The organism is Alcaligenes sp. Lyrl_28 (genome assembly GCF_051948705.1).
Taxonomy (GTDB): domain Bacteria; phylum Pseudomonadota; class Gammaproteobacteria; order Burkholderiales; family Burkholderiaceae_B; genus Alcaligenes; species Alcaligenes ammonioxydans.
Map to the genome: position 1 here is coordinate 139,400 of NZ_JAYJLG010000005.1, position 11,842 is coordinate 151,241.

10 protein-coding genes are annotated in these 11,842 nt (G+C 59.6%); 5 read left to right on the forward strand and 5 right to left on the reverse strand.

The features are described from left to right. The first annotated feature begins 12 nt into the window (after positions 1–12). Positions 13–2,529, forward strand: a complete 2,517-nt coding sequence (locus VF694_RS12910; protein ID WP_440164534.1) for a TonB-dependent siderophore receptor — start codon at positions 13–15, stop codon at positions 2,527–2,529. Positions 2,530–2,540: 11 nt separating this feature from the next. After that, complete coding sequence (locus tag VF694_RS12915) at positions 2,541–3,668, forward strand: YncE family protein (RefSeq protein ID WP_440164536.1); 1,128 nt, start codon at positions 2,541–2,543, stop codon at positions 3,666–3,668. Here VF694_RS12915 and VF694_RS12920 read toward each other — a convergent pair. The 5 genes from VF694_RS12920 to ilvB all read right to left on the reverse strand — a co-directional run bounded on the left by VF694_RS12920 (position 3,653) and on the right by ilvB (position 8,832). Continuing rightward, positions 3,653–4,087 carry a CopD family copper resistance protein gene (locus VF694_RS12920; RefSeq protein ID WP_003800572.1) on the reverse strand — a complete coding sequence of 145 codons (435 nt, stop codon included), beginning with the start codon at positions 4,085–4,087 and terminating at the stop codon, positions 3,653–3,655. The two genes, VF694_RS12915 and VF694_RS12920, sit on opposite strands and share 16 nt — an antisense overlap. Before the next feature lie 29 nt (positions 4,088–4,116). Further along, positions 4,117–5,394 carry a TRAP transporter large permease gene (locus tag VF694_RS12925; protein ID WP_003800573.1) on the reverse strand — a complete coding sequence of 426 codons (1,278 nt, stop codon included), beginning with the start codon at positions 5,392–5,394 and terminating at the stop codon, positions 4,117–4,119. A gap of 82 nt (positions 5,395–5,476) precedes the next feature. Next, positions 5,477–5,974 (reverse strand): TRAP transporter small permease, encoded by a 498-nt coding sequence (locus VF694_RS12930; protein WP_440164537.1) that lies wholly within the window; start codon positions 5,972–5,974, stop codon positions 5,477–5,479. 12 nt (positions 5,975–5,986) lie between these two features. Next, a complete protein-coding gene (locus VF694_RS12935) occupies positions 5,987–6,952 on the reverse strand; it encodes a TRAP transporter substrate-binding protein (protein WP_039943153.1) in 966 nt (321 codons plus the stop codon). A gap of 110 nt (positions 6,953–7,062) precedes the next feature. Beyond that, positions 7,063–8,832 carry a biosynthetic-type acetolactate synthase large subunit gene (gene ilvB, locus VF694_RS12940; protein WP_003800576.1) on the reverse strand — a complete coding sequence of 590 codons (1,770 nt, stop codon included), beginning with the start codon at positions 8,830–8,832 and terminating at the stop codon, positions 7,063–7,065. 56 nt (positions 8,833–8,888) lie between these two features. Between ilvB and VF694_RS12945 the strand changes: the two genes are divergently transcribed. The 3 genes from VF694_RS12945 (at position 8,889) to VF694_RS12955 (ending at position 11,836) form a co-directional block, all read left to right on the forward strand. Then, positions 8,889–9,689, forward strand: a complete 801-nt coding sequence (locus tag VF694_RS12945) for an SET domain-containing protein (protein WP_440164538.1) — start codon at positions 8,889–8,891, stop codon at positions 9,687–9,689. A 327-nt stretch (positions 9,690–10,016) separates the two neighbouring features. After that, positions 10,017–10,538, forward strand: coding sequence for a TRAP transporter small permease (locus tag VF694_RS12950; protein WP_131071141.1), 522 nt, complete (start codon positions 10,017–10,019; stop codon positions 10,536–10,538). After that, on the forward strand, positions 10,535–11,836 hold the full coding sequence (locus tag VF694_RS12955) for a TRAP transporter large permease (protein ID WP_003800579.1): 1,302 nt from the start codon (positions 10,535–10,537) through the stop codon (positions 11,834–11,836). The genes VF694_RS12950 and VF694_RS12955 overlap by 4 nt, the downstream gene beginning before the upstream one ends. Positions 11,837–11,842 lie beyond the last annotated feature (6 nt).

Sequence of the window (11,842 nt, forward strand, 5' to 3'; positions counted from 1 at the left end):
GGTACTTTGTTCATGCGCCTGACGCTCTCTACCCCCTTGGCTGCCCTGACCGTGGTCAGCATCAGCACGGCTGCTCATGCCCAGACTCTGAACTTCAATCTGCCCGCCCAGCCCTTAGGCACCGCGCTAACCCAGATTGCCAGTCAGGCCGGCATACAAGTTATTTTCACTCAAGATCTGGTCGAGCACCGCCTGGCACCTCCTTTACACGGCAGCTACACCGCTACCCAGGCTTTGCAAAGCGTCCTGAATGGCTCGGGGCTGGCACCCCGTCAAGTCGGCGCTGGCTCCTACACTTTGCAGACTGCCCCGTCACAGCCCAAGACCCAGGACGCTCCCATCCGGCAAGGGGAAACACTGGCCGCAGTGACCGTTGTCGCCTCGCGCACCCCAAAATCCATTGATGAGACAGCCAACACCGTCTGGGTCATTGACTCAGAGCAGATTGCGGAACAGACCCGAGGCGGCGTGTCCCTGAAGCAAATGCTCGGGCAACTGATCCCCGGCCTGGACCTGGGGGGACAATCCCGCACCAATGCGGGTCAGTACCTGCGGGGCCGACCCACGCAGGTCATGATCGACGGCATTTCCCTGAACGGCTCGCGTCAACTGAGCCGGCAGTTTGATTCGATTGACCCCTTCAATATCGAACGCATCGAGGTCTTGTCGGGAGCCACAGCCATTCACGGCGGCAATGCCACAGGCGGGATCATCAATATCATTACCAAACGCGCCGAACCCGGTCCGGCACGATTTGTCTCCGAGCTGGGAGTACGAAGCGGTCTGCAAGCAGGCGATGACCTGAACACCACCTTGTCGCAGTCCGTCGAAGGCGGCAACGAGACCGTTCAAGGGCGTTTGGCCTTGTCTCTGACCCGCAATGGCGGCGCCTATGACAGCCAGGGCGATCGTGTCCTGCCCGACATTACCCAGACAGACCTGCAGTGGAACCGCTCTCTGGACCTGATGGGCACCTTGAATGTGGATCTGCAAGAGGCGGGCGAACTGCGCCTGCTGGCCCAGTATTACGACTCCGGCTTCAAACCGGGCAAAGCGCTATGGCTGCGCCCGGGCCCCAACGACAATATCCTCAATCCCTCTGAACTGGATATACGCAGCGGGTTTGACTCGAACTACAAACCCCGCACCGAACGCCAGATTCTGGCGGCCGACTATTACAAAAGTGATGTGCTGGGCGGCCAGGATCTGTATCTGAAGGCCTACTATCGCAATGAGTCCATGCGTTTTTATCCCTACCCGGATTCAGACGCCAACCCGCTCGTCCCCGGCAAACGCATCTACAACTGGAGTGTGTCCACACAGGAAACCGAGACATTCGGCCTGAAAGCCATGCTCAACAAGGACTGGGATCGCTTCAGCCTGAATTATGGCGTGGATTACGATCACGAAACCTTCAAGGCCACCCAGACCATGTTCGACATCAACAAGGCGATGGATAGTGGGGGGCTGGAGTTTGACAAGGTGGCCAGCCTGCCGCGCTACCCCGGCTTTCGCAATCACATACTGGGAGCCTTTGCACAGGCTGACCTGCATCTGACTGACAAGCTGAGTCTGAGCGCCGGGCTGCGCAAGCAACACGTCCGTGTGCAGGTGGACGACTTTGTTCAGGGCATACAACAACGTCTGGTTCTGTCCGGCTACGGACAGTCGGCCGATGCCATTCCAGGCGGGCGCAACAGCTACGGCACGACCTTGTTCAATGCCGGTCTGATCTACAAGCTCAGCCCGGCCCAGCAGGTGTGGGCCAATTATTCCGAAGGGTTCGAGCTGGCAGACCCCGCCAAGTACTACGGAACGGGCGCCAGCTATTCACTGATCGACAATCACTGGGCGCTGGGTCGCCACATCAGCGTGGCGGACTCCAGCATGGCGGCCATCAAAACCCGCTCCACCGAAGTGGGCTGGCGATACAACGATGGCCCGCTCTCTACCCAGGTCGCTCTGTTTCATTCGCAATCTGACAAGTCGATCGCCCTGGACCGCAACACGCTGAATATCTCGCTGGTGGACTCCAAAGTGCGTAACTACGGTCTGGAAGGGCAACTGGATCTGCGCCTGAACCACGGCTGGAGCACCGGGGCCAGCCTGCTGCTGATTCGCAATGAAGAGCTGAAAGACGGCCGCTGGCAGCGGCGCGGCATTTACTACTCCAGCCCCTCCAAGGCTACCGCCTATATCGGCAAGCAGGGCAGTAACTGGGCAGTCCGCGCGCAGGTAGCCCACTCGATGAAACTGCGCAGCGACATCCCCAGTGTCGGGGGCGGCCAGCAACAAGAATCCCTGCCCAGTCTGACCCTGGTGGACCTGCTGGGACGCTACCAGTTCGATCACAGCGCACAGGTCAAGGGCACGCTGTCGCTGGGGATTCAAAACCTGTTCAACAAATCCTATGAAACACGGTGGGGCCAGCAGGCCAAGCTGATCTACAGCGGCATCATTGCCCCCAGCGTGCTGGATTTCCGCGGCCAAGGGCGTACTTACGCGCTGACCTACACGCTGCAATACTAAGGATTGTTTCTATGAAAACCCATTGGATCTTCGCGCTGCTGGCCACCAGCAGCGCCCTGGCCTTGCCAGTACAGGCCCAGCGCCTGTGCAGCCCCACCACGAGCCACGTACAGACAGTCGTTGGGCCGGGCGTTTACGAGCTGGCCTACAGCCCCAGCCAAGACGCCGTCTATGCGGCCGTGGCCGGTGGTTTCAACGACGACGCGCCACCGAGCAGCCTGGTACAGCTGGACGCCGCCACCTTGCAGGAACAAAGCCGCCTGCTCTTGCCTTATCGCGCCTTCGGACTGGCTCTGGACGATCAGGCTAATCGTCTGTACGTGGGGCACTCCCTGCAAGGACGCATCAGCGTAATCGATACACAGCGCAATCGCAGGCTGCACACAGTACAGCTAAGCCAGCTCCGACCGGATGGCAAGCGCTATGAACATGACCTGCGCGGCCTTATTCTGGACAAGTCCCAGGGCCTGCTGTTTGTCCCCGGCCTGTCTGCCGGCCAGAGCGTGCTTTTCGTGCTGGATAGTCGGAACCTCGCGCTAAAGACCCGTATTCCCGACCTGGGCTTTTATCCCACCGGGCTGGCGCTGGATGAGCAAGGCGGGCGACTCTATGTGTCCACCATGGCAGGGGAAATCGTGGTGATCGACACCCGGGCCCTGCGTATCCAAGAACGCTGGACCCTGCCCGGCGTGCATCAACCCATCAATCTGGCCTACTATCAGGGCCGCCTGTACGTAACTGACCAAGGGCTGGATTCCATTACCCCCTGGCAACAACGGCTTTTACCCAAGCGCGACTGGAGCGGCTCACGCCAGCAAGTGTTGATGCTCGATGCCACGGACGGGCAGATTCTCGCGGCTCAGCCCGTTCAGGGCAATCCGCTGGCAATCCGTCTTGATACGGCGGCGGGCCTGGCCTACGTGTCCGAGCGTAGCGAGCGACGGGTGGCCGTCTACTCCTTGGATACCTTGCGCCCGGTGGCCGCTGCCACCACCGACAAACTCACCAACAGTCTGGCGCTGGATACACGCACTGGACGCGTCTACGTGTCCTTGAAGAACCCTGCTAAAGGACAAGAGCTGCAGGACGAATCCGTGGGGCTGCTGTGTTTTGACCCCACGCCTCAAAGCGGCCAGTAAAACAGCGCCTTGGCCAACACCACGATCAATAAAACGTGAACAAAAACGCTCAGGTGAATAATGCGGGACCGGCGCGCCGTCATGGTTTTGCGCCGGCTCATCACCATGACCGTCAGAAAGTGCCCAAATACGCTGAGCGCCAGGGTGATTTTCAAGCCCAGAATCCAGGCACGGGCGCCACCCACCTCAAACAGGGCCCGATGCTGCCAGGCCAGACTCAAACCTGCTCCATAAAGCAGTAACAGAACCCAGGGCATGATGCGGCGGGCCCGCCGCCCCAAGGCATACTCAAATTCCCGCATGGCCGGGCGGGACACCTGACGCGCCAGGGGAGTCAGCATCAGCACCTCGAAAAAGACCGTGCCAATAAAAAAAATCGCAGCCAGAAGGTGCACCAGCAAGAGGGCAAAATACGTCATGGACAATGCTCAACAAGGCAGACAATTTATCAACGGTACACCAGGTCCCGAGCCCACAAACTGACTTCTGGCACATAGCTGATCAGCATCAAGCACGCCACCACCACCAGCACAAACGGGATCAGGGGCCGCACCAGTTTTTCCAGGGAAATACCCGCCACCGAGCAGGCCGCAAACAGATTCACGCCAAAGGGCGGGGTCACCATGCCCAACGCCAGGTTGACCACCATGAGCACGCCAAAGTGCGCAGGATCAATACCAAACTGTATGGCCACCGGCAGCAGCAACGGGGCCAGCACCACGATGGAGGCTGAGGTTTCAATAAACATGCCCACGACAAACAAAGCGGCATTGACCCCCAGCAGAAACAGGACGGGGCTGCTGAATACGTCCCCCAGCCACGCCCCGAAAGCGGCCGGGATGCCGGTGCGGTTCAGCAAAAAGCCAAACACACCCGCATTGGCGATGATAAACATGATGACTGCTGTCGATACCACCGAACGGTGCAGCACCTTGGACAGGTCCCGCCAGCTCACGCTGCGGTAGACAAACAGCCCCACGACCAGGGCATAGACGACCGCGACCGCCGAGGCCTCGGTGGGCGTGAAGACACCGCCGTAAATGCCGCCAAGAATGATGACCGGCATCAACAAGGCCAGCCAGGACTGGCGAAATGCGGTCCAGACTCCCAGCCGGCCGTGCCCATCCTGCAAACCCAGGCCGTGGCGGCGGGCATACAACCAGACATAGAGCATCAGGGCGCAACCAATCAGCAAGCCGGGACCAAGGCCGGCCACAAACAGCTCGCCTACCGAGGTATCGGTGGACACCGCAAACAAAATCATGGGGATGGAGGGCGGCACGATCACCCCCAGCTCCGCCGCCGAGGCCTGCAAAGATGCTGCAAACGGTGCCGGGTAACCATGACGCACCATCGCCGGAATCAAAATCGCCCCCACCGCAAATGTGGTCGCCACACTGGAACCGGCCACGGCTGCAAAGATCATGCAGGTCAGCACACAGCTGCACGCCAAACCGCCTTGCACGCCGCCCACCAGACTTTTGGCGAACTCCACCATGCGGTTGGACATGCCACCGGCCTCCATCAGGTTGCCCGCCAAAATGAAGAAGGGCACCGCTACCAGAGGGTATTTATCCAAGGCCGCATACAACTGCTGGGCGATAACCAGAAAAGTCATACGCCCGTCCCACGCCACCCCCACCATATTGGCCAGCCCCACAGCAATGGCCACGGGCACCGTCAATACAAAAAACAGCAGCATCGATACCAGCATGATCTGGGACACGATAGGGTCTCCGGTCTAAGCAGCGTCCCGTCTGGCTTGCCCCGTTCGGGGATGCCTTACAAGCCTGCCATCAAGTCTTGAATCAGAGTTGCGTGGCGTCCACCACGGCCGCCGGCGGCTTTTCCATCCATCGGGCCAGCAGCCCCAGCATGGCCAGTACCGCCCCGATCGGAATGGCAATATATACCCAGGAAATGGACCACTCCAGACTGGGCATGGTTTGAAAGCGAACCCGCCATGCCATCTGTCCCCCCAAGCAGGCCAGCAGGCCAAAAAAGCCCAGGCAAGACAGCAGCACGGCCACATCCAGCCAATGCTGCGTTCGCGTGCCCACCCATAATCGCACCACATCGACACTGAGCATGGCCCCCTGGCGCAAGGCCAGACACAATCCCAGCATGACGGTCCAGATCAGGGCGGCGCGCGACCAGGCTTCGCTCCAGTCGGCAGGCGACTGGAGAACAAAGCGGGCCACGACCTGATAAAACGCTGCCGCCACCGCCGAGAGCAGCAATAACTGCGTCACCCAGGACACCAGCCGGAACACGCCCTTATCCAGCATGAACAGCAGTGCTTTCATGATGCGGATCGCTTAGGGAGTCTGACGAATGGCCTCGACCAGTTCCTGGCCGAACTGTTTGTAATACTGGGGGTAAACCGGCTCCACCGCTTTGGCAAACGCCGCGTGATCGACCGTATTGACCTGCATGCCCTCGGCCTTGACCGCATCCACGCCGGTTTTTTCAATATCGTCCACATAATCGCGCATGGCCTGGGCCGCGGAAATGCCGGCATCGCGCATCAACTGCTTGTCCTGATCGGACAGGCCGTCATACACCGCGGGCGACATCAGCACCAGGGCAGGGCCATACACGTGCGCCGTCAGCGACAGGTACTTCTGCAATTGCGGCAGCTTGGCCGACACAATGACTGACAAGGGATTTTCCTGCCCATCAATCGTGCCTTGTTGCAAAGCGGTTGCCACTTCGGGCCAGGCCATCGGGGTCGCCAAAATACCGATTTCCCGGAAAGCCGCGATATGAATGGGGTTTTCTGTGGTGCGGATCTTCAAGCCCTTGGCATCGGCCGGGGTGGTAACAGGACGCACATTATTGGTCAGGTGACGGAAGCCTTGCTCTCCCCAGGCCAGTGCCACAATTCCGCGCTTGGGAAACTCCGCTAGCATGTCCTGTCCAATCTTGCCATCGAGCACATGACGGGCATGCTGGAGATCGCGAAACAGAAAAGGAATATCGAACACGCCGGTCTTGGGCACAAAGTTCAGAGTTGCGCCGGTAGAGACAATGGCCAGATCAATCGTGCCCAGCTGCAAGCCTTCAATAACTTCGCGCTCGCCGCCCAAGGCACTGTTCGGAAAGGCCTCGATGGTGTAATTGCCATCCTTTTCCAGTGCGCTGGCAAAGGCCTTGGCACCGGCCCCATAGTGGGAGCTGGTGGACAAGGCGTAAGCCAGTTTCAGTGGGGTCTGGGCCGACGCCACCCCCATCGCCAGGCCCAAGCCCAGCATCAATCCCGCGGCCAAAAGACGGTTCTTCATGTGACGGTACATCATGCATGCCCCTCCTGTCTGAATGGATCAGTGTATTTAATGCGCAGTACCCGGGCGGGGACATAGGGGTTTTTACGCCCGTGTCCCCACCAGGCACTTTATTCTTCTACATACCAGTTATCTTCGGACAACATCACCTGTTGATGCCCATAGCCGGCAGGCATCATGGGGAAGCAGTTCTCCAGCGCCAGCACCTCCACGTTCAGAAAGAACGGGCCGTCGTGGGCTAGGCAACGCTCCAGCGCCGCATCCAGCTGATCGGGATGCTCCACGCGCTCGGCTTCCCAACCAAAGGCGCGCGACAAGGCCACAAAATCCGGCATGGCTTCGTTATAGCTATGGCTATAACGACCATCATGAATCAGCTCTTGCCACTGACGCACCATACCCATGTGGCGGTTATTGCACAGAATCACCTTGATCGGCGTGCGATGCTGCACCGCACTGGCCAGTTCCTGAATATTCATCAGTACCGACGCGTCCCCACTGACACACACCACCAGCTTGTCCGGATGTGCAATCTGCGCCCCAAAAGCAGCGGGTATGCCATAACCCATGGTGCCCGCCCCCCCTGAGGTCAACCAACGGCGGGGACGATCAAACTTGATGTACTGCGCTGCCCACATCTGGTGCTGACCGACGTCCGTGGACACGATGGCGTCGCGACCTTCCAGGTGCGCATCCAGGCGCTGCAGCAAATCTTGCGGCAAAATGGCATCGCTGCGCGGGGTAACTTTCAGGCATTCCTGCGCACGCCACACGCCGATGCGTTGCCACCAGTCATTCAGACGGCCTTCGGGCAAGTCGTGGTGGGACAGTTCCTTGCGCAAGGCGCGCAACAAGGGGTAGCAATCACCCACCAAAGCCACATCAGCACGCACCACCTTGTCGATGGAGCCGGGGTCGATATCAATATGAATCTTGCTGGCGTGCGGGCAGAAATCGGACAGGCGGCCGGTAATGCGGTCGTCGAAACGCGCGCCCACGCAGATAATCAAATCGGCATGGTGCATGGCCAGATTGGCCTCCAGCGTCCCGTGCATGCCCAGCATGCCCACGAACTGCTCATCACGCGCAGGATAAGCACCCAGGCCCATCAAGGTCAGCGTGCAGGGGGCGCCGGTTTCCTGCACCAGGCTGGTGAAGGCATGGCTGGCATCCGCACCGGAATTGATCAGCCCGCCACCACCATAAAACACGGGGCGTCGCGCATGCGCAATCATGGCAGCGGCACGTTTGATGGCCGCTTCCTGAGCAGGCGCCGGCGCTGCCGGGGCCAGCAGACTGTCGGCCTCGTCCTGGGCAGGTGCCTCGCTGCTGGCAGCAGGCAAGGTAGCAATCTGAATGTCTTTAGGAAAATCCAGCAGTACCGGGCCAGGACGACCCTGGGTACACAGGCGCAAGGCCTTGGCGGTCAGCGAAGCCACATCCTCAATGCGCCGTACCTGCGCATTCCACTTGGTCACAGGACGTGAAATGCCGATGGCATCACACTCCTGAAACGCGGCGGTACCAATTGCCGTCGTCGCCACTTGTCCACTAATGCACAGGACAGGAATAGAATCACACAAGGCATCGAGCAAACCGGAGGTGGTATTGGCCATACCCGGGCCCGATGTCACCAGCACCACGCCAGGCTTACCGGTACTGCGGGCATACCCTTCCGCTGCATGCACCGCAGCTTGCTCGTGACGGACCAGAATATGACGAATTCGCGGTTGGGCATGCAGAGCATCATAGAGCGGTAACACCGCTCCGCCAGGATAACCAAAAATGGTATCTACACCCTGAGCGATCAAGGTTTCGAGCAAGATTTGCGCGCCGTTGTGGGCGGTCGTTTCAAGTGACATGGTTGCGTAGCCCTGCATGTTTTGTAAGATAGAGATCGCCGTCCAGTTTATCCCCTTTTACAGGCTGATTCCCCATGGTCACTCAACGCCAACCCTGGCACGTCGTCAAACCATCCAAACTGCATGGCAATGGCGTGTTTGCGCTACGCGATATCCCTGCCGGGACACGCATCCTGCAATACGCCGGCAAGCGACTGACGCCCGAACAGGCCGATGCCTTGTTTCCAGTCAATCCCGACGAGCCGTTTCACACCTTTTTCTTTGCCCTGAGCAACGGCAAGATCGTGGACGGTGGCCAGGGGGGCAACGATTCACGCTGGATCAATCACTCCTGCGCCCCCAACTGTGAAGGGCACGAGAATGCTGACGGCTCGCGTGTCTTCATTGTGGCCATGCGCGATATCCCGGCCGGGGAAGAGCTTTTGTACGACTACTCGCTGGTCATCGACGATGACATTACCGAGGAGCTCAAGCAGAACTATCGCTGTCTGTGTGGTGCCCCCCAATGTCGGGGCACCATGATCGCGCTGCCCGAGGACCGTGCCCAAGCAGTTGCAGAAGAGCTGCGCGAGGTCGCCGCCGAGCTGGATGCGGAAATGGAGCAGGCACGCAGGGCACCGGTCTCGTCCAGGCAACGCGCAGCGGACCCGCAGACTGATGAGCACCCGGCGCTGCAAGAAGACACAAGGGATCAAGAGGCACCTGACGCTGCGCTGCAGGGCACGTCAAACTCAAGCGACAAGGACAAAAAGAGCAAAAAAGACAAAAAGAAGAAGAAAGAAAAGGCCAAAAATAAGGATAAAAACAAGGACAAAAAGTCCTCCAAAAAGGACAAAGAAGGCAAAAAAGGGAAAAAAGATCGCAAAAAAGAGTAAGCTGTCCCCCAGCTTGCATTAGCCCAGGCAGCCTTACCGGCCGCCTGCACCCTTGCTGAACACCCGCACAGCAGGCCCGGCAACACCCCTGCCGGGCTCTTCCAGAGCGCCACACACAGGCCTATCTGTCGTGCCGGGCCAGGTTTTACACCTCATCAGCCAGGCGACACACCACCCCCTATCGCGTGTGTATTCGCCCCTATCCCTATCGTTTCGTCCCCGGCCAATCCTGGCCCGCGGCTGCGTTTGCACCGGGGGAAATTACTCACTGCCAGCCCCGTCCCTGACCGCTAGCATGTAGCTTTATTGCCCGATCTGACAGACCTCATGGATTCAAGTTCTACAGATATATCTACCCATCCCGCCAGCGCGCCGACCGAACCAGGTCCACGCGTTCCCTTGCAACTGGAAGACTGGGCTTCGGTCCTGATCATGGCGACCTTGGCGCTGATTACCTTTGCCAACGTGTTTGTGCGCTATCTGACCGATAGCTCTTTTGCCTGGACCGAGGAAATCTCCATCTTCTTGCTGGTGGTCCTGACCATGAATGCCGGGGCCAGCGCCTGTGTACGACACCTCCATATCCGTATCGAAGTCTTTGCTGATGCGGGGACTCAGCGCCGTCAACGCCGGCTGGCCTTGTTCGGCATTGGCATGAGCCTGCTGTTCTTCATTGGCCTGGCCGTGCTGTCCGGGCGTATGGCACTGGATGAATTCGAATGGGGCGATACCTCTCCTTCGATTGGCGTGCCGACCTGGTGGTACAGCATGTGGCTGCCCATTTTGTCCACCACCCTGAGCCTGCGCTTGCTGGGCATGTGGATGCGTCGCTGGCGGGCCAAGTCATGATTGCTACCTTGCTGTTTGTCATCTTCATCGGCCTGATGCTGGTAGGCGTGCCCGTGGGCGTGTCCCTGGGCATAGGCGGGGCTTTTGCCATCCTGATGTCCAATCTGGATACGCACTGGTTTGGCCTGATGGCCGTACCACAAAGCTTTTATGCCGGCCTGGCCAAGTACCCCCTGCTGGCCATCCCCATGTTCGTTCTGGTGGGCTCTATTTTTGACCGCTCCGGGGTGGCCAGTCGCCTGGTGAACTTTGCGGTTGCCCTGGTCGGCCGTGGCCCAGGCATGTTACCCGTCGTGGCCATTGGAGTGGCCATGTTCCTGGGGGGGATTTCCGGCTCCGGGCCGGCCTGTGCCGCCGCGGTGGGTGCGGTCATGATCGGCGCCATGAAGCGCGCCGGCTACCCTGGCCCCTTTGCCGCCAGTATTGTGGGCGCCGGTGCCGCCACCGACATCCTGATCCCGCCTTCCATCGCTTTTATCATTTACTCGGTGCTGGTGCCTGAAGCCTCGGTTCCCGCCCTGTTTGCCGCAGGCATGTTCCCGGGCATTCTGGCCGGTATCGGCCTGATCATCCCGGCGATCTGGCTCTCGCGCCGCCACAAACTGGGCCTGGCCGAGGCCGAACTGCCCCGGCCGCCCTTCTGGCGCAGCTTGCGCGAAGCCGCCTGGGGACTGATCGCACCGGTCATCATTCTGGGTGGTATGCGCCTGGGTCTGTTCACCCCCACCGAAGCCGCTGTGGTGGCCGTGTTCTACGGCCTGTTCGTAGGCATGGTTATCCATCGCACCATCCAATTTCGCGACCTGTTCTTGATCTTGCGCGAAGCGGCCGAATTATCGGCTGTCATCATGATGGTGGTCGCACTGGCCGGCATCTTTGCCTGGGCGCTGTCCACCCTGAGCATTATTGACCCGGTCACAGATGCAATCATCCACTCCGGTCTGGGTGAGTACGGCATTCTGGCCCTGATGATCGTCATGCTGATTGTGCTGGGCATGTTCCTGGACGGCATTTCAATCTTCCTGATTTTTGTTCCGCTGTTCATGCCGATCGCCTACAACTTTAGCTGGCACCCCGTCTGGTTTGGCGTGCTGCTGACCCTGAACGTAGCCCTGGGCCAGTTCACGCCACCGGTCGCCGTGAACCTGATGGTGGCCTGCCGGATTGCCGGTGTACCAATGGAAAGCACCTTGCGCTGGGTCGGCTGGCTGCTGCTGGGTATGGGTACCACCATGCTGCTGGTCATCATCGAGCCCGACATCGCCTTGTGGCTACCCCGCTACCTGGGCTTTAACTAAAACCGC